The following is a 23679-nucleotide window of genomic DNA, read 5'->3' as shown; positions in this document are numbered from 1 at the left end:
ACGCCTTCCATCGCCAAGACGCACCGGGAGTCGCCATGATCGATTGGCGCGGCATCGATACCGTTCTGCTGGACATGGACGGTACGCTTCTCGACCTTCACTTCGATAGCCATTTCTGGCTGGAACATCTGCCGCGACGCTACGTTGAGCTGCACCGTCTCGACGAGGCCACACAGGAAACCGTGCGAGCACGCATCCTGCGCGAAAGAGGCACGCTCAACTGGTACAGCCTGGCCTACTGGAGTCGCGAGCTGGGCGTGGATATCGTCGCCCTCAAACGCGAGGTGCAGCATCTGATCGGCCTGCGCAGCGACGCGCTGGATTTCCTCAAATGGCTGAAACAGGCGCACCCGCGCGTGGTGCTCGCCACCAACGCCGACCGTGAGAGCCTGGAACTCAAGCTGCCCCTGACGGGTCTCGAGAGCTATCTGGATGCCATCGTCTCGTCGGCCGACCTCGGCGTGCCGAAGGAGGCACAGGCGTTCTGGTTCGCCCTGCAGCAGGTCGAACCGTTCGACCCGGCGCGTACCTTGTTCATCGATGACAATCCCGAGGTGCTCGAGAGCGCGCGCGAGTTCGGCATCCGGCATTTACTCGGCATCAAGCAACCCGACAGCACCCGGCCGGAGAAGGAGCTGGAGGAGTTCGTCGCCCTGGATCGCTTCGCGACGATATTGCCGCAGGAGCTGCCGCCGGAGCTGCGTGGCGACAGTGCTGCCCAAGGGCTATGACGCAGGGGAGGTGGAGTGGATAGCGTACGACTCGACAAGTGGCTATGGGCCGCGCGGTTCTTCAAGACCCGCGCCCTGGCCAAGAAGGCCATCGAAGGTGGCAAGGTGCACTATAACGGGGCCCGCGCCAAGACCAGCAAGAGCGTCGAAGTGGGCGCCCTGATCCGCGTGCCGCAGGGCTGGGACGTTTGGGAAGTGGAAGTCGTGGCGCTCTCCGATCAGCGCCGAGGCGCCCCCGAGGCGCGTGAACTCTATCGCGAGACGCCCGAGAGTGCCGAGCGCCGGACGCGCGAGGCGGAAGGTCGGCGCCTGACGAACCAGGCCATGCAGCATCCTCTCAAGCGTCCCGACAAGAAGCAGCGCCGCGAGATCCAGCGCTTCCAGCGCCAGCAGGACGAATGAGTGTCTGTAGGTAAATGCATCAGAGCGCCTGCCGACCATTGCGAACGACTTCACCTGGGATTCCCATGACCGATCAGATCCAGCGTTTCCTGTTCGAGCGCACCAACGTGCGTGGCGAAATCGTCACTCTCGAGCGCGCCTATGCCGAGGTGCTCGACCGCCACGGCTACCCGCCGGCGATAAATCGCCTGCTGGGCGAGCTGCTGGCCGCCGTGGCGCTGCTCACCGACACTGTCAAGCTCGACGGCGTCCTCAGCATCGAAGTGCGCGGCCAGGGCGAGCTGTCGCTGCTGATGGCCGAGTCCAACCCTGGTGGTGAGTTGCGTGCCATTGCCCGGGTGGATGAAGACGCCTCCCTGCCCGAAGGCGAGGCCAGCTTTCGCGAACTGGTCGGCGACGGCCATATCATGATTACCCTCGACCCGCGCGAGGGCAACCGTTATCAGGGCATCGTGGCGCTCGATCATGATAGCTTGGGCGGTTGCCTCGAGGCTTATTTCGCCCAATCCGAGCAGCTACCAACGCATTTATGGTTGCGTGCCGACGGGCAGCGCGCCGGCGGCCTGCTGCTCCAGCGTCTGCCGGACGAGTCGCACAACCAGGATGAGGACGCCTGGGAACGGACCGTTCAACTGGCGCACACCCTGACCACCGACGAACTGCTGGGGCTCGAGCAGCGCGAATTCCTGCATCGCCTCTACCACGAAGAGACGGTGCGTGTATTCGATCCCAAGCCGCTGCATTTCGGCTGCACCTGCTCGCGCGAGCGAATTGGAGAGGCGTTGCTGACTCTCGGTGCTCAGGAACTGCGCGAGATCATCGTCGAAAGAGGCGAGATCGAGACCCAGTGCCATTTTTGCCATACCCATTACCGCTTCGGGGAGAGCGAGGTCGAGGCGTTGATCAGCGCGCAGGATGGTCCGCCGCCGACCCTGCATTAGGCCGGTGCTGGCTGGAACGAGCGAGAATTCGAGGAGTCGTCTCGTTCGTTCGCCTGACTTTGCTGCGACGCACAAGCATGACGGTAGTCAAACTGCTGCGATATGGCCCGATGTAGTAGTAAAACTACAAGAACTTCGGCCAACGTTACCGTTTCCTGACGGCTCCCTTTTTGCCATAATGGCGCCGCCTTAAGGCCGATCGCCACATGACAAGACGGCAAAGTATCCGCACGGACGATCGGAAACCTCAACGACGCCTTCGCGTTACGGACGCCTGGCACACGAGAGAGAACCGGCCGCAAGGCCCAGGAAACGACATGACCACATCCCAAGCCGCTCCTCAAGCACACGTCAATCTCAGTAGCGCCGAACTCATCGAGCGTGCCGTGGCACGCGGTGAAGGGCGTCTGGCCGCGAACGGCGCCCTGGTAGTGAATACCGGTGAGCGTACCGGCCGCTCCCCCAAGGACCGTTTCATCGTCGACGAGCCCTCGACCAGCGGTGAGATCGATTGGGGCAGCGTCAACCGGCCTTTCCCCGCCGATCAGTTCGACGCCCTCTGGGGACGCGTCGAGGACTACCTGAACAGCGGCGAGCGCTTCGTTTCCGAACTCCACGTGGGCAGCGACCCGACCCACTACCTGCCGGTGCGGGTAACCACCGAGACGGCCTGGCACAACCTCTTCGGCCGTACCATGTTCGTGCGTCCCGAGGGCTACAATCCTTCGGCCAAGGAGGAGTGGACCATCCTCAACGCACCGTTCTTCGAATGCGACCCGAGCCGCGACGGCACCAACACCGAAGGCTGCGTGATCCTCAACTTCGCCCAGAAGAAGGTGTTGATCGCCGGCATGCGCTACGCCGGCGAAATGAAGAAGGCGATGTTCTCGGTACAGAACTTCCTGCTACCGGCCTCCGACGTGCTGCCCATGCACTGTAGCGCCAACGTCGGCGAGGACGGCGAGACTGCGCTGTTCTTCGGTCTCTCCGGCACCGGCAAGACCACGCTCTCCGCCGACCAGGCGCGCTACCTGATTGGCGACGACGAGCACGGCTGGGGCCCCGGCACCGTGTTCAACATCGAGGGCGGCTGCTACGCCAAGTGCATCGACCTCTCCGAGAAGAACGAACCGGTTATCTGGAACGCCATCAGGTTCGGCACCGTGCTCGAGAACGTGGTCCTCGACGACCGCCGCGAGCCCGACTACACCGACGACAGCCTGACCCAGAACTCACGTGCCGCCTATCCGCTGGAGCACGTGGAGAAGCGTGTGCCGGAGAACCGTGCCGGCGAGCCCAACGCCATCATCTTCCTCACCTGCGATATGTCCGGCGTGCTACCGCCGGTGTCGGTGCTGTCAAAGGAAGCGGCGGCCTACCACTTTCTCTCCGGTTATACCGCCAAGGTGGGGTCCACCGAAATGGGTTCCTCCTCGGGCCTGGAGGCGACCTTCTCCACTTGTTTCGGCGCGCCGTTCTTTCCGCGTCCGGCCCGTGTCTACGCCGACCTGTTGATCAAGCGCGTCGAGGCCAAGGACGCCCAGGTCTATCTGGTCAATACCGGCTGGACCGGCGGCGCCTACGGCGAGGGCGGCTCGCGCTTCTCGATCCCGACCACCCGCGCCATCATCAGCGCCATCCAGTCCGGTGTGCTGCGCGAAGTCGAGACCAGGCGCATCGAGGGGCTCAACCTGGACGTACCGGTTTCCGTGCCGGGCGTCGACTCCAGCCTGCTCGACCCGCGCGAGACCTGGGAAGACAAGGCCGCTTACGATCGCAAGCTGCGCGACCTGGCGGCCAAGTTCGTCGACAACTTCAAGAAGTTCGATGGTGTCAGCGAGTCCATCGTCAAGGCCGGGCCCAGCCTGACCTGAAGCGAGCCGAACGCGGCAACAGCGGGGGAGGGGCGTAAGCTCCTCCCCCGCTGTGTTAATGGCCCGGTACGCGTGCCGCTTTGCGTCGTCGCGTCACTTGCCAGCGCAACAGATCGATGACGGCGAACAGCAGAAGGCTCGCGCCCAATACCGGCAGTGCCAGCCCCAGCGCCATGGCGATACCCAGCAGGCAGCACCGCGTTGGCCATGGCAGCGCCATGACTATCTCGCTCAACGTCTCCTGGCGTCTCCCTTGGGCCGCCCGCACACGGCGCCACCACATCGCGTATCCCCAGCACACCAGCACCACCAGGCAGATGGCGACTGCCGCCAAGGCAAGTTGATTGGGCAGGCCGAACAGCGTGCCCATGTGCAGATCGATACCCCAGCGGGTGAGCTTGGCGGCCAGCGGGAATGTAGTGAAATCGGCGCGATCGGTGATTGCCAGAGTATGCGGATGCAGGGCGACCTGATCCACCTGGGTGGGCCAGCTGCGGTCGATTTCGGCTACGCGCCAGGCTCTGTCCGCGCCAGCGGGCGGTTCGATCTGCACCAGCCTGGCATCGATGCCGGCCGCACGGGCAACGCCTAGGGCGCGATCGAAATCCGCCAGACTCCATGGACCCGCGCCCGGCGCATGCGCGTGTCCGTGTTCGCTGTGTTCATCGTGAGCCTGCGCGTTGCTGACGCTCTGCTCGGGCAGCTGCGTCGACACACTCGGTGTGCCCCAGCCCCAGGCATGCCGCAATTCGGCGATATTCCCCCCTGCCCACTTCGACCAGGTGAGTCCGGTAGCGGAAAAAAGCACGAGGCCCAGGGCGGCGAGTGCGCCCAGGGTGGCATGGCGGCGACGCAGGGCATGCCGTCCTACCTGTGTGCGCAGCGCGCGACGCCGCTGCAGCCACAGCGTAAGCCCGCCCAAGGCGGCGACCCATAGCCAGGAGGCGGCGAGCTCGCTGTAGAGCCGACCTGCATCGCCCAGCAGCAGCCCGCGATGGAATTGGTCGATGATGGTGCGCAAGGGCAACACGCCGCTGGTGCCGTAGACGGTCATGTCGCCCTTGATCTCGAGGGAGATGGGGTCGATGAAGACGGCGCGATGCTCGGATGGGCCGAGGCCGGGGTCGGCGAACATTATCCGGGTGGTAGAGCCGGGGCGTGGTGCCGGTCGAACGGCGGCCGGCAGGGTAGCCTCGCCCAGGCGGCGCTGTGCTGCTTCGACCTGCTCGGCAAGGGGCCTCGGTGTTCCGCTTTGCACGCTATTCAGTGCATCGCGATAGAGCCAGGCTTCAAGCGAGGGAGAGAGGGCATAGGCGATGCCGGAGAGAGCCGTCACCAGTATGAAAGGAGCGACGAAGAGACCGATATAGCCATGAAGGCGGGCTAACAAGGCAAGCAACAGCCTGCCGGTGCGACGGGTAGGCGTCGCCGGGTATCGAGATGTCACGAATGTGCTCCTGAACCGAGAACGAACGGCCGCCAGGCCTGCCAGGAAGCCTGGGCGAACGGGGTGGGTCAGACGGAGCGCGGGGGTGGGGCACGTCCGCGATAGCGCGGATACCGCTCGCCAGGGCCGAGACGCCATTTTGGTACGACAGGTGGGCTGGGCGAGGCATGGCGCAGGTCGGGCGCGACGGTCTTGCCCAGCAGCATTCCCGGCATATGCAGAAAGAGAGTGCAGTAGTCGCAGGCTTCAAGCGTTGCGTGGTGCTTGCTCGGTTCTCCGGAAGAGTAAGCCTCGTGATGAGAGGTAGGCTGTTCATCGTGACGGGGCGCACCATGCGCTGCGTGCTCGGCCTCGAGCAGGCGCTGGGACTGGCTCAGCAACGGTCCGCCGATGGCCAGGCCCAGAGCGAGCAGACCTAGGCAAGCCAGTAGGCGATGCCGGCGAATCATGAAGCGATGCACGAGCTATCCTGATGCGTGGGCAGGGGACTCGACTCTAGTCGAGAAACGTTGCTGGGCCAATACCTGAACCTACCGCCACCCAGCGAGTCTGAACGGAAACAGCCATACATTCAGCTATGGGCACTGTGGCGCTGCGCTGCAGCGCTTGGGGGAGAGCATGAAACGCCGTCTTTTTCTCGGCCTGCTGGGTACCGCCGGCGCGGCCAGTCTGTTGCCCGGCGTCGGCTGGGGATTTCCGCGCCTGTCGCTGGAGGCGGCGCCCGGCCTCGAGCGCCTCGAGTTGTCGCGCGACGAGTGGCGGGAGCGGCTCACGCCCGAGCAGTTCGAGATCTTGCGCGATCACGGTACCGAGGAACCCTGGTCCAGCCCGCTGGACAAGGAAACCCGCGAGGGCGAATACCGCTGCGCCGGCTGCGACCTGCCGCTGTTCGAGAGTGCCATGAAGTACGACTCCGGCACCGGGTGGCCGAGCTTCTACGAACACATCGAGGGACATCTGCTGAGCCAGCTCGACTTCAGCCTGGTATGGCCGCGGCGCGAGTATCATTGCGCCCGCTGCGGCGGCCATCAGGGTCATGTCTTCGCCGACGGTCCCGAGCCCACGGGGCTGCGCTGGTGCAACAACGGCCTTGCGCTGCATTTCGTGCCAGCCTAGCCAAGGCCGTCGATACCACGGTTAGAACGACGCTGCGGTCGGCAGCGCTTCCTGACGTCGGCGAGAGTCGCTGTGTCGGTGGCTCGGAGCGACCGGGGCGGGCAGCAAGGTCTGCTCCGTGTCGGTGGAATCGCTCAGGCGGAAGCTGGCGATGAGGTCGTTCAGTCGTGCGACCTGTTCACGCATCTCCGCCGCCGCGGCACTGGTCTGCTCGACGAGCGACGCATTGTGCTGCGTCATGTTGTCGAGTTCGGAGACCGCGGTGTTGACCTGGGCGATACCTTGACTCTGCTCCTTGGCACCGGCGCTGATTTCGCTGATGACGCCGGTGATGCGCTCGATGCTGGCGACGATCTCCTGCATGGTCTTGCCCGTGCTCTTGACCAGGCTGGCCCCCGACTGGGTGCGGGAGACGGAGGTATCGATCAGCTCGCGGATTCCGCGAGACGCATCGCTCGAACGGCTGGCCAGGGTGCGAACCTCTTGAGCCACCACAGCGAATCCGCGCCCGTGTTCACCGGCGCGTGCGGCCTCCACCGAGGCATTGAGTGCGAGAATGTTGGTCTGAAATGTAATGCCGTCGATCAGGCCGATGAACTCGTTGATCTGCGTCGCGGAGCGGCTGATGTCGTCCATGGTGGATTCGACCTGGGCCATGGCCTCCTGGCCGCGGCGAGCGACGCCCACCGTTTCCTGTACCAACTGATTGGCCTGCTGCGTGGCGTCGGAGGTGTTGCCCACCGTGGCCGTGATTTCCTCCATCGAGGCCGAGGTCTCCTGCAGGTTGGCGGCGGTCTGTTCGGTTCGCGAGGCCAGATCCTGACTGCTCCTGGCGATCTCGTTTGAAGCGTGGTGCACGCTATGGGTACTGCTGCGCACGGTCTGCAGGGTCTTGTCGATGCGCAGTACGAAGGCGTTGAACTGCTCGGCCAGCTCGCCCAGTTCATCCTTGCGCCGACTTTCGATGCGTGCCGTCAGGTCGCCGTCACCCTCCGTGATCTCCTTTATGCGGCTCGTGATCTGGCGAATGGCTCGCGACATCAACATGGGGCCGACCAGGGCAATCGCGACAGCGGCGAGAAAGACCAGAAACGAGAAGCCGAGCACGCCGAACTGCTGTGTCCTGACGCGTGCCAGCGTCAGGGCTTCGAGTTCGACGACCTTTGCGTCGGCCAGTTCGCCTGCCTGGTTGTAGACATCTCTCAACTGGTCGAAGGCGGCAAGCGACGTTCCCTCGAGCCGCTCTCGGGCGGTAACTGTGTTGCCGTCGGCGTGAAGCGCGAGTACCTCGCTTGATTGTGTCGACCACTGTGAAAACAGCGATTCGAAACCGTCCAGGCGCTCGACGATCTCGGGGTAGGCGGCGAGCAGGCGGGTGAACTCGTGCATGCGGTCGTAGGCCTGCTGCGCGTTCTCCTCGTAATCGTCGCGCAGGGCCTGAGCCCGGTCCGAGTCCGTCGAGACTTGCAGGTACTCCAGTTCCGCGACGCGCGCCTGGTAAAGATCGCGGTCGGCGTTGAGTACGGCGGAAATGGCGGCATTGAAGGTGCCGCTGAATTCGGTCATTCGATCCCTGACCGAATGCACCAACAGCAGATCGGCCGTGACCACGACCAGCAATGAAAGAGCGACGCTGATGAAGGCGACGGCATATTTGACGCGTATCTTGTTCATGATATTGCTGCGCATTGGTGTGACTCCCTTGCCGGAGTGAGAGCTGTTCGAGTGTTGTTTAGCCAACTTTGTTATAAGTGGCGCGACAGGCGCGCTTGGGAGGGACGAAACTTCATAGAAGTTATCGGCTTTTTGGTCTCGAACTTTAATGCGCGTATTGAAGTGGCAAGATCTAAAATAGACGTCTTATTAAACAAGAAACAAACGCAAGCTAAGTAAAACTAATTTCGAAAGCCCTCGATAATATGCTGCGCCAGGCCGTCGACCGCAGGCGAGGCATTGTCCGGCGAGCGCAGCAGTACGATCGAACCGTCGGGTAGCGGGGGGAAGCCGTCCGCTGCGCCGAGCACGCGCATGCCCGGTGTGACCAAGCTGCGCATCAATGCCGAGACTGCGAGGCCGGCACCGACCACCGCCTGCAGGGTGGCCAGGCTGGGGCTCGAGTAGGCGATGCGATACTGACGGCCGGCCCGGGTCAGGCTGTGACAGGCGTGCCGGCGGCAGAAGCAAGGGTCCTCGAACAGCGCCAGGGGCAGCGGCGACTGACGATGAACGGTATGGCTTTCGGCCGCGACCCAAACCGTCTCCTCGCGGCGCAGGATCGTGCCGATCTCCTGACCCACTTCCCGAGTCACGATGCTCAGATCGAGGCTGCCATGGGGGCGGCTGAGCAATTCGGAAGAGGGGGCGCACTGTACTTCGACGTCGACCAGTGGCCAGGTGCGGGAGAACGACTTGAGGATGCCGGGCAGGAAACGCATCACGAAGTCGTCGGGGACGCCGATCCGCACCCGGCCGACCATCTCCGGCTCACGCAGCATGTTCAGCGCCTCGCCCTGCAATTCGAGAATGCGGCGGGCATAGCCCAGCAGCGTGGTGCCCTCGCTGGTGAGGTGCATCTGACGGCCTTGACGCTCGAATAGAGGACGCTGGATCACGTCCTCCTCGAGTCGCTTGATTTGCATGCTCACTGCCGACTGGGTGCGGTTGACCGCCCGTGCCGCTCGGGTGAACCCCCCGTGATCGACGATCGCGACGAAAGTGCGCAGCAGTTCGTGGTCGATGGTCGCACCCATAAGGCATCACCTCGTTTGATGTAAGACATAAGATCTATTCGTTGGATTGATTTTAAACCAGGGGCGAGACTTCCACCATCTTCGCTGATACTTAGGTGGAAACATCATGAATCCTCACGTTTGCTGCGAGTCCGGCACCGTTTCCGAGCGCCCGTGGGCGCCGTGGCTTCGCATCTTCGGCAGGGCCGGCGTGTGGCGTCGATTGAAACGCTACAGCCAGCTGCGCCGCGAGCGCCATCAGCTTCAGGCGCTGCCCGACGAACTGCTGCGCGATGTCGGCCTGACCCGCGAGCAGGCCAGGCTAGAGAGTCGACGCCACTACTGGGACGACATCGGCTGGCGGCGTTGATCCCGGCAGCGACACGGGGAGGTTTGTGGTAACTTGGCGCGATCTTTCGTAGTCGCAATACCAAGGAAGTCATGGACGCCACGACCCGGATCATTTCGCGCCTCGCCGAGGAACTCGCCGTACGCCCCCAGCAGGTCGCCGCCACGGTGGAGCTGCTCGACGGTGGCGCCACCGTGCCCTTCATCGCCCGCTACCGCAAGGAGGTCACCGGCGGCCTCGACGATACCCAGTTGCGCAACCTCGACGAGCGGCTGCGCTACCTGCGCGAGCTCGAGGAGCGTCGTGCCGCCGTGCTCGCGACCATCGACGAGCAGGGCAAGCTGACGCCGGAACTCGAGGGGCTGATCCAGGCCGCCGACACCAAGCAGCGCCTGGAAGATCTCTATCTGCCCTACAAGAAGAAGCGGCGCACCAAGGCGCAGATCGCCCGCGAGGCAGGGCTCGAGCCGCTGGCCGATGCGCTGCTGGCCGATCCGACCCTGGACCCCGAAACCGAGGCGACCAAGTACCTTCGTCCCGCCGAGGGAGACGTACCGGCCGTGGAGGATGCCAAGGCGGCACTCGACGGTGCACGACAGATTCTCATGGAGCGCTTCGCCGAAGATCCCGAGCTGGTGGGCAAGCTGCGCGAGCGGCTGTGGAACGAGGGTGAACTTTCCTCGCGGGTGCTGGAAGGCAAGGAGCGTGAAGGCGCCAAGTTTTCCGACTACTTCGAGCACGACGAGCCGCTGGCCAAGGCGCCGTCGCACCGCGCTCTGGCCATGTTCCGCGGCCGCAACGAGGGCGTGTTGACGCTGGCCATTCGCCTTCCCGGCGAAGACGAGGCGCCGGTCCATCCGGCCCAGGTGGCCATCGCCAGGCACTTCGACATCCGCGACGAGGGGCGTGCGGCCGACAAGTGGTTGGCCGACGTGGTGCGCTGGACCTGGCGGGTCAAGCTCTATACCCATCTCGAAACCGAGCTGATGGGGCGGCTGCGAGAGCGCGCCGAGCACGATGCCATCGAGGTATTCGCCGCCAACCTCAAGGACCTGCTGTTGGCCGCCCCGGCGGGCCAGAAGTCGACGCTGGCCATCGACCCGGGTCTACGCACCGGTTGCAAGGTGGCGGTGGTGGATGCCACCGGCCAGTTCCTCGAACACGCCACCATCTTCCCTCACGCGCCGCAGAACCGCTGGGACGAGTCGCTGGCCCAACTGGCCAGGCTGATCGACAAGCATGACGTGGCGCTGATCGCGGTGGGCAACGGCACCGCCAGCCGCGAGACCGACAGGCTGGCCGGCGACCTGGTCAAGGCCTTCGCCGGCAAGCGTCAGCTTGCCAAGGTGATGGTCAGCGAGGCCGGCGCCTCGGTCTACTCCGCCTCGGAATATGCTTCCAAGGAGCTGCCCGACCTCGACGTCACCATCCGTGGCGCGGTCTCCATCGCCCGCCGTCTGCAGGATCCGCTGGCCGAACTGGTCAAGATCGAGCCCAAGTCGATCGGCGTGGGCCAGTATCAGCACGACGTTTCCCAACTGCAGCTATCGAAGAGCCTGGAGGCCGTGATCGAGGACTGCGTCAACGCCGTGGGGGTCGATCTCAACACGGCTTCGAGCGCCTTGCTGTCGCGAGTCGCCGGGCTCAATCCGGCGTTGGCCGAAGCCATCGTTGCCCGGCGCAACGCCGAGGGCGCTTTCGCCAGCCGCCGGCAATTGCTGGATGTGAGCCGCCTGGGGCCCAAGACCTTCGAACAGTGCGCCGGTTTCCTGCGCATCATGAACGGAGAGAATCCGCTCGATGCCAGCGCCGTTCACCCCGAGGCCTACCCGCTGGTGGAGCGAATCGCCAGCCGCAGCGGACGACCGGTTGAGAGCCTGATTGGCGACAGCGCCACGCTGAAGGCGGTCAAGCCGGACGAATTCGCCGACGAGCGCTTCGGCGTGCCTACCGTCAGCGACATCCTCAAGGAGCTCGACAAGCCGGGCCGCGACCCGCGCCCCGAATTCAAGGCCGCCGAATTCCGTGAAGGCGTCGAGACCCTCAAGGACCTGGAGCCGGGCATGGTCCTGGAGGGCAGCGTGACCAACGTCACTCACTTCGGTGCTTTCGTCGACATCGGTGTGCACCAGGACGGGCTGGTGCACATCTCGGCGCTTTCGAACAAGTTCGTCGAGGACCCGCGCTCGGTGGTCAAGGCCGGTGATATCGTCAAGGTGAAGGTGATGAGCGTGGATCTCGAGCGCGCCCGCATCGGTCTCTCCATGCGCCTCGACGACCAACCGGGTGAGGCCGAGGCCGGCCGGGGCAGCGGCCGTTCGTCGCATGGCGATGGCGATACGCGCCGGCGCAGTCCGGGCAAGGCGCAGCGTACGGGGACACGGGGCGGTCAGGAATCGTCGGCTCCGATGGGGGCGCTCGGCGCCGCATTGCTCAAGGCGAAGAAGGGCAAATCTTGATCCCGATAGACCTGTCGCCATACTCTCGTCAACATCCGAATGACCGGCCGTCGCGAGCGGCCGGCATGCTTCGACCGGGAGGCCCGCGCCGGGCCTCCGCGACATGGGGTCCCTGCCTTGTCTGATTCATACTCCGCCATCGTTTCGCATCTGACCGGTCTGGCGGCCCGGAAGCGCTTCGGGCGGCTGCGCCGAGGCCTGGAGAAGGAGGGGCTGCGCGTCGATCGCGCTGGGCGTATCGCCGCCACTCCGCATCCGCAGGCGCTGGGTTCCAAGCTGACGCATCCGCATATCACCACGGATTACTCCGAGGCGCTGCTGGAGTACATCACTCCGGTCTACTGCCGTCCGGACGACGCCATCGGGTTTCTCGCCGACCTGCACCGCTTCAGCTATCGCCACCTGGGCGACGAGCTGATCTGGCCGGCCAGCATGCCGGCCCGGCTCGATGGCAACGACAGCGTGACGATTGCCGACTACGGCAGCTCCAACGTGGGCTACATGAAGCATGTCTATCGTCGTGGGCTCGATGTACGCTATGGCCGGATCATGCAGGCCATCGCCGGTATCCACTACAATGTCTCGCTGCCCGATGAACTGTGGACACTGCTGCGAGAGCGTGACGGTGCCGAAGAAACGTCGCTCGACGACTACCGTTCGAACCGCTACTTCGGTCTGATCCGCAACTTCCGCCGCCACAGCTGGCTGCTGCTCTACCTGTTCGGTGCCTCGCCGGCGCTGGACCGCAGCTTCCTGCCCGAAGGCAACATTCCCGAGAAGCTCCGGGCGCATGGCCGTGAGACGCTCTTGTCTCCCTATGCCACCAGCCTGCGCATGTCCGACCTGGGCTACCAGAACAAGGTCCAGTCGCAGCTCAAGATCTGCTTCAATTCGCTGTCCAATTACGTGGGTACCCTGCGCCATGCCATCTCCACGCCATGGCCCGCCTACGAGGCGCTGGGCGTACGCGACGGTACCGACTGGCGGCAGCTCAATGCCAACATCCTGCAGATCGAGAACGAGTACTACAGCGACATCCGCCCCAAGCGCGTCACTCGTCACAACGAGACGCCGAGCCAGGCGCTCGAGGCGCGCGGCGTCGAGTACATCGAACTTCGCTGCCTCGACCTCGACCCGTTCCTGCCGCTGGGCATCGACGAGACCCGCCTGCGCTTCATCGATGCCTTCCTGATGTGGTGCCTGCTGGCCGACAGTCCGTGGATTCCCGACGACGAATGCGATCGGCTGGACGATAACCGCCGCCGCGTGGTCGAGCGTGGCCGTGATCCAGAGCTCAGGCTGGAGCAGAACGGCCGGCATCGCTCGGTTGCGGATTGGGGGGGTGAGATATTCGCCGAGATCAGCCGGGCCGCCGAGCTGCTCGACGCCCTCGAGGAGGGAACGCCCCATGCCGACGCCGTGGTGGCGCTCGCCCCGTGGCTGGAGGATGCGTCGCTGACGCCCTCCGGCAAGCTGCAGGCGCGGCTCGAGGAGACCGGAGAGGAGTTCATCGAGGTCATCCGCGACATCGCCCGCGAACAGGCCGAACGGCTGGGCGGCGAACAGATCAGCCGCTCGCGCGAAGCGCTGTTCGAACAGCTGACGACCACCTCGCATCAGCAGCAGCATGACATCGAGGCGGGTGACGTCGAGCGCTTCGAGGAGTTTCTCGAACATTATTTCGCCAGTGCCCGCGAGCCCCGCGTGGTGATGGCCGGCCAGGGGGGCGCTTGATGATCTCGCGATTGCGGCGTCTCTCCGTGCGCCAATGGAGCCTGGCCGGGCTGGCTTTTTGCGTTCTCATGATGCTGGTCGCCCTGGGGCTGGAGCATATCGCCGGGCTCGAGCCCTGCCCGCTGTGCATCTTCCAGCGCGTGGCGGTACTGGCCGCCGCCGCGGTATTCATCGTGGCGGCCATCCACAATCCAGACGGACGCCTGGGGCCGGTGGTCTACGGCGGGCTGTCGCTCTCCGCCGTGCTCGCCGGCATCGGTGTCGCCGGGCGGCACCTGTGGCTGCAGTCGCTGCCGCCCAGCGAGGTGCCGAGCTGTGGTCCGGGGCTCGACTACATGATGGACATCCTGCCCATGCGCGACGTGGTTGCCATGGTGCTTTCCGGCTCGGGGGAGTGTGCCGAGATCGACTTCCTGCTATTGGGAATCTCGCTGCCCGGCTGGACGCTGATCGGCTTTCTCGTCCTCTCGCTGGCGCCGCTGGGCATTCTGTACCGCGCCGTTCGCGGTCTGTGGCCCTGAGGTTGGAGAACGAGCGCATGCTCTATCGCGACTTCGCCACCCAGGAGGAGATCGACCGCGAGTACGATCCCATGCGCGGTCGCGATCCGGCCGCGTTGCTCGCCGATTGGCGACGCCGCAGCGAACGCGTGTGCGAGACGACGCGGGTCTCCTTCGACATCGCCTACGGCCCGACGCTGGCCGAACGGCTGGACCTGTACCATGCCGGGAACGAGGGCGCCCCGCTGCACGTCTTCTTCCATGGCGGCTATTGGCGCTCGCTCGGTCATCGCGAGTTCGGCTTCGTGGCCGAGGGACTCGTCCGGACCGGCATCAACGTGGCGGTGGTCAACTACGCGCTGTGTCCCACGGTGGCGTTCGGCGAAGTGGTGCGCCAGAGCCGCGCCGCGGTGGCCTGGCTAAAATGCCACGGCGAATCGTTGGGTGTCGATTCTGGGGGTATGAGTGTCTCGGGCCACTCGGCCGGGGGCCATCTCTGCGCCATGTTGCTGGCCACCGACTGGCAGGGGGGCTTTGGGCTGCCCGACGACTTGATCGGCGGGCCCTGTGCGTCAGTGGTCTCTACGACCTGCGCCCCTTCCCCTGGTCGTGGCTGCAGCCCAAGCTGCAGCTCACCGGGCGCGACGTCAACGACTACAGCCCGCTCTTCCTGCCCTGCCGGGTACCCGCGCCGGTGCATCTGGTCGCGGGTGGGGAGGAGTCTTCGGAGTTCGCACGCCAGATGCAGGCCCACGCCGAGCATCTCGAGGCTCATGGCGTAGCGGTAGGTGCCGAGCTATTGCCCGGCGACGACCACTTCTCGATTCTCGATCACTATGCGCCGAGCGGACGCTTCGTTCAGCATATCGCCGCCTTTCACACACGCTGAGGTCGGAGCAGATCACTTCCCCTCGGGCAGTACCGCGGTGGCTTCAATCTCTACCTTGGCCCGATCCTCGATCAAATCGGCCACCTGAACCATGGTCATGGCCGGGAAGTGCTTGCCCATCACCTCGCGATAGGCGGCACCCACCTCCTTGAGCCGCGCCAGGTACTCCCGCTTGTCGGTCACGTACCAAGTCAGGCGCACCACGTGCTCCGGTCCGGCATTGGCCTGGTGCAGTATCTCAACGATGTTGGCCAGGGCCTGGTGCACCTGGGCGACGAAGTCGTCGCTCTCGAAGACCTGGGCGGCGTTCCAGCCGATCTGACCGCCGACGAAGATCGTACGGCCGGAGGCGAGCACGCCGTTGGCGTACCCCACCGCGGCTTTCCAGTGAGCGGGATGAAGAAGTTGATGGTCGCTGGCGTCACTCATCGTGAGATCCTTGTGTGATGTCATGTTCGAAATGGCGGCGCATGGCGTCCGGCCAGGGCAGGGGGCGGCCGCTTTCCAGGTCGACGAAGACCAGGGTGGAATCGCAGGTCAGGCGCGGGTCGCCGTCGCAATGGGCCTCGGTGCGCAGGGTCAGGCTGGTGCGGCCGACGTCCCGGAGCGAAAGCTCGAAGGTGAGCGTCTCCCCCAGTCGGCTGGGGGCGTGGAAGTCGGTCTCGATATGGGCCGTGGGAACGCCGGTACGTGACGTGACGTGCAGTCGATTGAAGTCGTGGCCCACCACCTCGGCGAAGTAGTCCTCGACCACCGAGTTGAGCATCTCGTAATAGCGCGGGTAGAAGACGATGCCCGCCGGGTCGCAGTGCTGGAAGCGCACCTTGCGTTGGGTCGTGAATGTCATGGCAGGCTCCCTATACGCCGAGGTAACGGTCGCGCAGCGTCTCGTCGAGAGCATCCGGCGTGCCCGACCACACCGTGCAACCTTTCTCGAGGATGGTGCAGCGGTCGGCCACCGGCAGCAGCTCCGCGAGCGACTTGTCGACGATCAGCGTGGATTGTCCCTGAGCCTTGAGCTCGCGAATGGCCGTCCAGATCTCCTTGCGGATGACCGGGGCCAAGCCCTCGGTGGCTTCGTCGAGCACCAGCAGTCGCGGATTGGTCATCAGGGCACGGCCAATGGCCAGCATTTGCTGTTCGCCGCCGGAGAGGGTGCGTGCCATCTGGTTGCGTCGTTCGGACAGGCGCGGGAAGAGCGCCTCCACCTGTGCGAGACTCCAGGGCCCAGGGCGCGCGGTGACCAATAGATTCTCGCGTACCGAAAGATTGGGAAAGCAGCGGCGACCCTCGGGAACCAGCCCTAGCCCCGCCTGGGCGATGCGATAGGCGGGCAGGCGGCACAGATCCCGCGCTTCGAACTCTATGCTGCCGCGGCGGGGTGGGGTGAGGCCGAAGATCGAGCGAATAGTGGTGGTCTTGCCCATGCCGTTGCGCCCCATCAATGCCACCATCTCGCCCGCCTGGACGCTCAGGTCGACGCCGAACAGCGCCTGGGAGGGGCCGTAGAAGGTCTCGATCGCGTTGACGTTGAGCATGTCAGTCTCCCAGGTAGGCTTCGCGAACCTGCGGATCGCGGCGGATCGTGGCGCTGTCGCCGTGGGCGATCACTCCGCCCGCCACCAGCACCGAGATGCGGTCGGCCAGGCGGAACACCGCATCCATGTCGTGCTCGATCAGCAGGATCGGCACCTCATGCTTTAGCGCCTCCAGCAGCTCAGTGAGGCGCGCCGACCCCTCCGGCCCCAACCCGGCCATGGGTTCGTCGAGCAGCAGCACGCGAGGCTTGAGCGCCAGTGCGCAAGCCACTTCCACTTGACGGCGTTCGCCGTGGGAAAGCTCCGATACTGGCGTATCGGCACGTGGTTCGAGCTGCATGCGTGCCAGTGCATCACGGGCTGGTGCGAGCAGGCTCTCGTCGCGGTGTACCGGTTTCCAGAAGCGAAAGCTGTGTCCCTGCAGCGCCTGCACGGCGATCATCACGTTGCGCAGCACTGTCAACGGCTCGGCCAGCGACGACACCTGAAAGCTGCGGCCGAGCCCCAGTCGCGCGCGCTGCGCCACGCTGAGCGACGTGATCTCCTGGCCTGCCAATTGGATGCCGCCCGAATCGGGCTTCAGGCTGCCCGCGATCTGGGCAATCAGGGTCGACTTGCCGGCCCCGTTGGGGCCGATCAGCGCGTGGATTTCGCCGGGCCGCAGGTCCAGGGAAACGTCGCGGGTCGCCTGCAGGGCGCCGAAACGCTTATTGAGATGGGTAAGTGAAAGCACGGCATCGCTCATGGGTGCTCCCTCCCTGCCAGCCAACCCATCACGCCATGCTTGGCGAACAGCACCACGCCGAGCAGCACCAGGCCCAGGAACAGTTTCCAGTATTCGGTGAGCCCGCCCAGCAGAGTCTCCATCATCACAAACAATATGGCGCCGGCGAGCGGGCCGTAGAGCCGACCCACACCTCCCAGGATCACGATCACCATCAGCTCGCCCGACATGTGCCAGCTGAGCATGGTGGGGCTGACGAAGCCGTTGAGATCAGCGTACAGCGCGCCGGCAAGCCCCGTGATCATCGCCGAGATGACGAAGGCCACCAGGCGGATGGGGTAGGGCGCGATACCGGCGGTGGCCAGGCGGGTCTCGTTGAGCCGCGCCATGGTCAGGGCGGCACCGAAGCGCGACTTCATGATGCGTGACGTGAGGGCGAGCGAGAGAAGCAGTCCGCCGAAGCAGATCAGGAAGAAGGTCAGGGGGTCCTGGGTATCGACCATGGGCAGCGAATTGCGCAGGTAGATAGGCAGCCCGTCCTCGCCACCGTAGGTGGGCCAGGAGTTGGCGAAGTAGTAGACCATCTGGGCGAAGGCCAGCGTGATCATGATGAAGTAGACCCCGGTGGTGCGTAGCGAGACGGCACCGATGGCCAGCGCCAGCAGGCCGCAGACGACGATCGCCGCGAGCCAGATCGCCAGCATGCTGTCGCTGCCGGGTATGGCAATCGGCCAGGCGATGACGGGGGTGAGGTCGAAGGCGTGATAGGCGCTGATGCCGGCCACGTAGCCGCCCAGGCCGAAGTAGGCGGCATGCCCGAAGCTCACCATGCCGCCATAACCGATGGCCAGGTTCAGCCCCACTGCGGCCATGGCAATCAGGGTCACGCGCGAAGCCAGGTTGACGTAATAGACGTGGCCCAGGAAGTAGGCCGCCAGCGGTGCCAGCAGCAGCACGGCCAGCAGGCCGATCTGCACCAGGCCCTTGCGATCGTGCCAGGAAGCCGTCGGCGCCGGCAGCTCCCGATGCGGAGCGAGGCTAGAGGTCGTGGACTTAATCATGGGCGGCAAACAGTCCCTTCGGCTTGAACGCGAGAATGAGGGCCATGAGGATGTAGATCAGCATGGCGGCCAGCGCCGAACCGACGCCGGCGGCTTCCGAGGAGGTCATGAACTGGCGGAAGAAGAGAGGCAGGAAGACCCGCCCCAGGGTATCGACCACCCCCACCAGGATGGCGCCGTAGAGCGCGCCTTTTATCGAGCCGATGCCGCCGATGACGATCACCACGAAGGCCAGTATCAGCACCGGTTGGCCCATGCCCACCTGGACCGACTGCAGGGCGCCGACCATGGCGCCGGCCAGGCCGGCCAGCGCCGCGCCCATGGCGAACACCAGGGTGTAGAGTCGGGCGATGTTGACGCCCAGAGCGCCGATCATCTCGCGGTCGCTCTCGCCGGCTCGGATGCGCATGCCGAGCCGGGTGCGCGAAATCAGAATGTACATGCCCACCGCCACCATGATGCCGACGGCGATGATCACCAGGCGGTAGATCGGGTAACGCGAGCCGCCGGGCAGGGCGATCGAACCCGACAACGCTGCCGGAGCGTTGAGCCATAGCGGCGAGGAGCCGAACAGCCAGCGGGTGCCCTCGGAGAAGATCAGGATCAGGGCGAAGGTGGCCAGTACCTGATCGAGATGGGGCCGATGGTAGAGCCGGCGAATCACGATCAGCTCGACCAGGGCGCCGACCGCGGCCGCCGCGGTGATGCCGGCCGCCAGGCCGATCAGGAACGAGCCGGTAGCGGCGCTGACCAGCGCCGTGGCATAGGCGCCGACCATGTAGAAGGAGCCGTGGGCCAGGTTGATCAGGCCCATCACGCCGAAAATCAGGGTCAGCCCGCTGGCCATGAGGAACAGCATGGTACCGAGCTGAAGGCCGTTGATGAGCTGTTCGATGAATAATGTCATGAGATCGTCAGGCTCTGATAAACACTGCACAAATGTCTGCGCGAGCGAATCGCTGCGTTGCGTGGTGCGCGAAATCCTCACATATACCGCATATGCTCCGGTTCCTGTGCTCCGTGCGCCTTGCGCTTCATCTCGCTCGACTATGTGTGAAGCGTTTCCCTAGTTTGAAGGAAAGGCGGCCGGCCCGGGAGGGCCGGCCTGGCCGGGTCACATCTCGCACTGGGTGTGGTAGACGTCCTGAATGTCTTCGACGGCGATGCCCACCAGGCGATTGGTGGGTTCCCCATCGTCGCCCTCGACGACTTCGCGCACGTAGATGTCCTGAATCGGATGATGGTTGGGGCCGAAACGGAACTCGCCGCGCACCGAATCGAAGTCGGCTTCGCGCAGCGCTTCGCGGAAAGCGTCCTGGTCGTCCGGGTGGGCCTTCTCCAGCGCGCTGAGGATCAGGTTGGCGGTATCGTAGCCCTGGGCCGCATAGAGCGTCGGGGTTCGGCCGTAGGTTTCACGGAAGGCCTCGACGAAGGCGTGATTGGCCTCGTTGTCCAGGTCATAGGCCCACAGCGAGGTGTTCATGGCCCCGATGGCGGCACTGCCTACCGCCTTGATGATGATCTCGTCGAAGGAGAAGGCGGCGCCGAAGACCGGCATGTCGACGCCGGAGTTCTGCCACTGCTTCATGAACGAGATGCCCATGCCGCCGGGCAGGAAGAAGAACAGGCTGTCGGCATCGCTGGAGCGTATCTGGGCGATCTCGGCGGCGTAGTCGGTCTGGCCCATCTGGGTATAGATCTCGTCGACCACTTCACCTTCGTAGAGATGCTTGAAGCCGGCCAGGGCGTCGGTGCCGGCCGGGTAGTTCGGCGCCATGATGATCGGCTTCTCGAAACCCTGCTCACGCATGTAGGCGCCCATGGCGCCGTGCAGGTTGTCGTTCTGGTAGGCGACGTTGAAGTAGTTCTCGTGGCACATGCGCCCGGCGAGATCCGAGGGACCGGCGTTGGGCGAAAGATAGAAGGTGCCCTGGCGCACGGCGGCCGGTACTACCGCCATGGCCAGGTTCGAGAAGATGATGCCGGTGAGGATGTCGACCTCGTCGCGCTGCATGAACTCGTTGGCCAGGCTGCGCGCCAGGTCGGGGCGGTTGCCGTCATCCTGTACCAGAACCTCGATATCGTCGCGGCCGGCCCGTTCGATGGCGAGCATGAAGCCGTCTCGCACATCGACGCCCAGGTGCGAGCCGCCGCCCGACAGGGTGGTGATCATGCCGATCTTGACCTCTTCGGCCTGGGCCGCGGTCATCATGGAGGCTGTCATTAGCAGGCCGAGGCCAGCGCTGGCTAGTTTTTTCATTGCGGTACCCTCTTCGTTCTCGTTTGTTGTGTTTGTCGGCGCGGCGTCCGGCGCCTCCGCTGCCCGTCAGGCAGTGCCATCCGGGTAGAACGTCTGACGCAGCCGGAACCGCTGCACCTTGCCGGTGGCGGTTTTCGGCAGCGTCTCGACGAAGCGAATCGAGCGCGGATACTTGTAGGGGGCGATGCGCTGCTTGACGAACGCCTGCAGCTGCTCGACGCAGGCCGCGTCCGGCTCGACACCGGAAGACAGTACCACGAAGGCTTCCACGATCTGCCCACGCTCCCCATTCGGTGCGCCGATCACGGCGCACTCGGCCACCGCCTCGTGGGCCAGCAGGGCAGCCTCCACCTCGGGGCCGGCGATGTTGTAGCCGGATGAGACGATCATATCGTCGTTGCGTGCGGCGAAGTGGAAGTAGCCCTCTTCGTCCTGATAGAAGGCGTCGCCGGTGAGGTTCCACCCCTGCTGCACGTAGCCCCGCTGGCGTGCGTCGGCCAGGTAGCGGCAGCCGGTGGGGCCGCGCACCGCCAGCCGGCCGATCTCGCCACGAGGTAGTTCGCGCATGTCGCCACCGACAATCTTCGCCTCGTAGCCTGCCACCGGTTTGCCTGTGCAGGCGGGGCGGTGGTCGTCGAGGCGGTTGGAGATGAAGATATGCAGCATCTCGGTGGCGCCGATGCCGTCGAGGATGGGTGTGCCCGTCTTCTCTATCCAGTCGTGATAGATCGGGGCCGGCAGCGTCTCGCCGGCCGACACCGCCACGCGCAGGCTGGCCAACGCCTCATCGCTGCCCAGTGAGGCGAGCATGGTGCGGTAGGCCGTAGGCGCGGTGAAGACGACGGTGGCGCGATGCTCGCGAATGATGTCGAGCATGCTGGGTGGGGTGGCCTTCTCCAGCAGCACGGCGCTGGCGCCGAAGCGCAGCGGGAATATCGCCAGCCCTCCGAGGCCAAAGGTGAAGGCCAGAGGCGGCGAACCGACGAAGACATCGTCCGGCCCTACCTGCAGTACCTCGCGGGCATAGCCGTCGGCGATGATCAGCAGGTCGCGGTGGAAGTGCATGGTCGCCTTGGGCATGCCGGTGGTGCCGGAAGTGAAGCCGAGCAGCGCAACGTCGTCGGGGGCGGTGGCCACCGCCTCGAAATGGGTTGGCTTGTCCAGCGCCAGGCGGTCGAGTTCGGCATCGTGGTTCGCCGTGCCGTCGAAGCCGACCACGCGCTTCAGGAAGGCGCTGTCGGCGGCGCAGGCGTCGAGCTCGTCGAGCAGGCGGGTATCGCACAGGGCCAGCGCGATCTCCGCCTTGTCGACGATCTGGGCCAGCTCGCCGGCACGCAGCATCGGCATGGTATTGACCACCACCGCACCGGCCTTGGTGGCGGCGAGCCAGCAGGCGACCATGGCCGGATTGTTGGCCGAGCGGATCAGCACCCGGTTGCCGGGACGCACGCCGAGGTCGTCCACTAGCGCGTGGGCCAGGCGGTTGGTCCACTCGGCGAGCTCGCGGTAGCTGCGCCGGCGCCCGTTGCCGATCAGTGCCACGCGCTCGCCGTGGCCGCGCTCGACCCAGCGGTCGCAAAGCTCCACCGCGGCGTTGAGGCGCTCGGGATAGTCGAAGCCATCGAGCTTGAGCTCGGGCCACTCTTCAGCGGGAGGCAGGTTGTCCCGGACGAAGGTATCGGCTTGGGCCGACGGTGTGTTCATGACCATTCTCCGTACTTCTTTGTTGTTGTTCGGCGCACCGAGGCGTCGAAGGGGATACGGGTCTGGCGTGTCGTCAGGTTCTTCTTACGTCGCGAGACAGCTCCGGGCGATCACGATCTTCTGCACGTCCGAGGCGCCTTCGTAGATGCGCAACGCGCGGATCTCACGGTAGAGGCTCTCGACGATATGGCCCTTGCGCACGCCGTCGCCGCCGTGCAGCTGTACCGCCTTGTCGATCACGTCCTGGGCGCGGTCGGTGGCGTAGAGCTTGGCCATGGCCGCCTCGCGGGTGACTCGCTCGGCCCCCATGTCCTTGGTCCAGGCGGCGCGATAGACCAGCAGCGCGGCGGCATCCACGTCCAGCGCCATCTCGGCCAGGTGCCCCTGCACCAGCTGCAGGTCGGCCAGGCTCGCCCCGAACAGCTCCCGTTTCCGTGCGCGATCGAGGGATTCGTCCAGCGCGCGGCGGGCGAAGCCCAGCGCGGCGGCGCCGACGGTGGAGCGGAACACATCGAGCACTGACATGGCGATGCGAAACCCCTGGCCGGGCTGGCCGATCATGGCGTTTGCCGGCAGGCGCATGTCGTCGAAGCCGAGCCGCGCCAGCGGATGCGGTGAAATCGTCTCCAACCGCTCGCGGATCTCGAGCCCCGGTGTATCGGCGGGCACCAGGAAGCAGGAGAGACCCTTGGCGCCGGGCCCCTCGCCGGTGCGGGCGAAAACGGTGTAGAGATCGGCGATGCCGCCGTTGGAGATCCAGGTCTTCTCGCCGTTGAGGCGGTAGTCGTCGCCGTGGCGCTCGGCCACGGTGTCGAGCTGAGCCACGTCGGAACCCGAGCGCGGCTCGCTCAGGGCGAAAGCCGAGAGCGCCTCGCCGCGGCGGGTCCTTTCCAGCCACTGCTTCTGCTCATCCGTGCCGAACAGGCTGATGGCGCCGGTACCCAGCCCCTGCATGGCGAAGGCGAAATCGGCCAGGCCGTCGTGGCGGGCCAGGGTCTCGCGGATCAGGCACAGGCTGCGTACATCGATGGCATCGCCCGCGGTGCCCTCAAGAAACCCCGCCCGGCCCAGGTCGCGCACCAGCGCGGTGCAGGTGGCATCGACGTCGCTGTGGTCGCGGGGCAGCTCGCGCTGGCACCACGCATCGAGGCGCTTGGCCAGGTCGCGGTGACGCGCCTCGAGGAAGGGCCAGTCGAGAAAACTCGTATCGCTCATTGCTAA

Annotated in this window: 24 protein-coding genes; 11 read left to right on the top strand and 13 right to left on the bottom strand. The window is 65.2% G+C overall.

The window, feature by feature from the left end; all coding sequences use genetic code 11:
• Positions 1-35: 35 nt before the first annotated feature.
• The 4 genes from yrfG to CYJ07_RS03005 all read left to right on the top strand — a co-directional run bounded on the left by yrfG (position 36) and on the right by CYJ07_RS03005 (position 3948).
• Entirely contained in the window at positions 36-731 is a 696-nt protein-coding gene (yrfG, locus tag CYJ07_RS03020; RefSeq protein WP_104202193.1) for a GMP/IMP nucleotidase, read from the top strand.
• Between the two features lie 15 nt (positions 732-746).
• Positions 747-1133, top strand: a complete 387-nt coding sequence (gene hslR / locus CYJ07_RS03015; protein ID WP_104202192.1) for a ribosome-associated heat shock protein Hsp15 — start codon at positions 747-749, stop codon at positions 1131-1133.
• A 65-nt stretch (positions 1134-1198) separates the two neighbouring features.
• The gene (hslO, locus tag CYJ07_RS03010; protein ID WP_104202191.1) at positions 1199-2074 is read left to right on the top strand and encodes an Hsp33 family molecular chaperone HslO; all 876 of its coding nucleotides are present in this window, start codon (positions 1199-1201) and stop codon (positions 2072-2074) included.
• A 317-nt stretch (positions 2075-2391) separates the two neighbouring features.
• Complete coding sequence (locus CYJ07_RS03005) at positions 2392-3948, top strand: phosphoenolpyruvate carboxykinase (protein ID WP_104202190.1); 1557 nt, start codon at positions 2392-2394, stop codon at positions 3946-3948.
• Between the two features lie 55 nt (positions 3949-4003).
• On the opposite strand, the gene CYJ07_RS03000 is transcribed toward CYJ07_RS03005, so the two are convergent.
• Together CYJ07_RS03000 and CYJ07_RS20880 are read right to left on the bottom strand one after the other, a co-directional pair.
• The gene (locus tag CYJ07_RS03000; protein WP_231489517.1) at positions 4004-5395 is read right to left on the bottom strand and encodes a PepSY-associated TM helix domain-containing protein; all 1392 of its coding nucleotides are present in this window, start codon (positions 5393-5395) and stop codon (positions 4004-4006) included.
• Positions 5396-5463: 68 nt separating this feature from the next.
• Complete coding sequence (locus CYJ07_RS20880; protein WP_422666941.1) at positions 5464-5844, bottom strand: DUF2946 family protein; 381 nt, start codon at positions 5842-5844, stop codon at positions 5464-5466.
• A 169-nt stretch (positions 5845-6013) separates the two neighbouring features.
• Between CYJ07_RS20880 and msrB the strand changes: the two genes are divergently transcribed.
• Positions 6014-6511, top strand: coding sequence for a peptide-methionine (R)-S-oxide reductase MsrB (gene msrB / locus CYJ07_RS02990; protein WP_104202187.1), 498 nt, complete (start codon positions 6014-6016; stop codon positions 6509-6511).
• Between the two features lie 21 nt (positions 6512-6532).
• Here the strand turns inward: msrB and CYJ07_RS02985 are convergent, their stop codons facing one another.
• Together CYJ07_RS02985 and CYJ07_RS02980 are read right to left on the bottom strand one after the other, a co-directional pair.
• Positions 6533-8200 (bottom strand): methyl-accepting chemotaxis protein, encoded by a 1668-nt coding sequence (locus CYJ07_RS02985; RefSeq protein ID WP_104202186.1) that lies wholly within the window; start codon positions 8198-8200, stop codon positions 6533-6535.
• Between the two features lie 206 nt (positions 8201-8406).
• On the bottom strand, positions 8407-9261 hold the full coding sequence (locus CYJ07_RS02980; RefSeq protein ID WP_104202185.1) for a LysR substrate-binding domain-containing protein: 855 nt from the start codon (positions 9259-9261) through the stop codon (positions 8407-8409).
• Between the two features lie 106 nt (positions 9262-9367).
• Here CYJ07_RS02980 and CYJ07_RS02975 point away from each other — a divergent pair, with 106 nt between their 5' ends.
• From CYJ07_RS02975 to CYJ07_RS20530, 6 genes are all read left to right on the top strand, one after another.
• Positions 9368-9610 (top strand): DUF1127 domain-containing protein, encoded by a 243-nt coding sequence (locus CYJ07_RS02975; protein ID WP_104202184.1) that lies wholly within the window; start codon positions 9368-9370, stop codon positions 9608-9610.
• Positions 9611-9681: 71 nt separating this feature from the next.
• Positions 9682-12048 (top strand): Tex family protein, encoded by a 2367-nt coding sequence (locus CYJ07_RS02970; protein WP_104202183.1) that lies wholly within the window; start codon positions 9682-9684, stop codon positions 12046-12048.
• Positions 12049-12165: 117 nt separating this feature from the next.
• A complete protein-coding gene (gene gshA / locus CYJ07_RS02965; RefSeq protein WP_422666939.1) occupies positions 12166-13782 on the top strand; it encodes a glutamate--cysteine ligase in 1617 nt (538 codons plus the stop codon).
• Complete coding sequence (locus CYJ07_RS02960) at positions 13782-14303, top strand: disulfide bond formation protein B (protein ID WP_104202181.1); 522 nt, start codon at positions 13782-13784, stop codon at positions 14301-14303. The genes gshA and CYJ07_RS02960 overlap by 1 nt, the downstream gene beginning before the upstream one ends.
• 17 nt (positions 14304-14320) lie before the next feature.
• A complete protein-coding gene (locus tag CYJ07_RS02955; RefSeq protein WP_231489516.1) occupies positions 14321-15064 on the top strand; it encodes an alpha/beta hydrolase in 744 nt (247 codons plus the stop codon).
• Positions 15025-15171: a hypothetical protein gene (locus tag CYJ07_RS20530; RefSeq protein WP_231489515.1), complete on the top strand. Its 147-nt coding sequence runs from the start codon at positions 15025-15027 to the stop codon at positions 15169-15171. The genes CYJ07_RS02955 and CYJ07_RS20530 overlap by 40 nt, the downstream gene beginning before the upstream one ends.
• Before the next feature lie 12 nt (positions 15172-15183).
• On the opposite strand, the gene CYJ07_RS02950 is transcribed toward CYJ07_RS20530, so the two are convergent.
• From CYJ07_RS02950 to CYJ07_RS02910, 9 genes are all read right to left on the bottom strand, one after another.
• Positions 15184-15600, bottom strand: coding sequence for a RidA family protein (locus tag CYJ07_RS02950; protein ID WP_104202180.1), 417 nt, complete (start codon positions 15598-15600; stop codon positions 15184-15186).
• Complete coding sequence (locus CYJ07_RS02945; protein ID WP_104202179.1) at positions 15593-16018, bottom strand: acyl-CoA thioesterase; 426 nt, start codon at positions 16016-16018, stop codon at positions 15593-15595. The genes CYJ07_RS02950 and CYJ07_RS02945 overlap by 8 nt, the downstream gene beginning before the upstream one ends.
• A 10-nt stretch (positions 16019-16028) precedes the next feature.
• Entirely contained in the window at positions 16029-16709 is a 681-nt protein-coding gene (locus CYJ07_RS02940) for an ABC transporter ATP-binding protein (RefSeq protein ID WP_104202178.1), read from the bottom strand.
• 1 nt (position 16710) lies between these two features.
• Positions 16711-17454: an ABC transporter ATP-binding protein gene (locus tag CYJ07_RS02935; RefSeq protein ID WP_104202177.1), complete on the bottom strand. Its 744-nt coding sequence runs from the start codon at positions 17452-17454 to the stop codon at positions 16711-16713.
• Positions 17451-18494 (bottom strand): branched-chain amino acid ABC transporter permease, encoded by a 1044-nt coding sequence (locus tag CYJ07_RS02930; RefSeq protein ID WP_104202176.1) that lies wholly within the window; start codon positions 18492-18494, stop codon positions 17451-17453. Before CYJ07_RS02930 ends, CYJ07_RS02935 begins: the two co-directional genes overlap by 4 nt.
• Complete coding sequence (locus CYJ07_RS02925; protein WP_104202175.1) at positions 18487-19401, bottom strand: branched-chain amino acid ABC transporter permease; 915 nt, start codon at positions 19399-19401, stop codon at positions 18487-18489. The genes CYJ07_RS02930 and CYJ07_RS02925 overlap by 8 nt, the downstream gene beginning before the upstream one ends.
• Before the next feature lie 207 nt (positions 19402-19608).
• The gene (locus CYJ07_RS02920; protein ID WP_104202174.1) at positions 19609-20754 is read right to left on the bottom strand and encodes an ABC transporter substrate-binding protein; all 1146 of its coding nucleotides are present in this window, start codon (positions 20752-20754) and stop codon (positions 19609-19611) included.
• 66 nt (positions 20755-20820) lie between these two features.
• Positions 20821-22458: a benzoate-CoA ligase family protein gene (locus CYJ07_RS02915; protein ID WP_104202173.1), complete on the bottom strand. Its 1638-nt coding sequence runs from the start codon at positions 22456-22458 to the stop codon at positions 20821-20823.
• 84 nt (positions 22459-22542) lie between these two features.
• A complete protein-coding gene (locus tag CYJ07_RS02910; protein WP_104202172.1) occupies positions 22543-23673 on the bottom strand; it encodes an acyl-CoA dehydrogenase family protein in 1131 nt (376 codons plus the stop codon).
• Positions 23674-23679: the final 6 nt, after the last annotated feature.

The organism is Billgrantia saliphila, assembly GCF_002930105.1.
Lineage (GTDB): Bacteria > Pseudomonadota > Gammaproteobacteria > Pseudomonadales > Halomonadaceae > Halomonas > Halomonas saliphila.
This window is presented reverse-complemented; position numbering and strand designations above follow the sequence as displayed.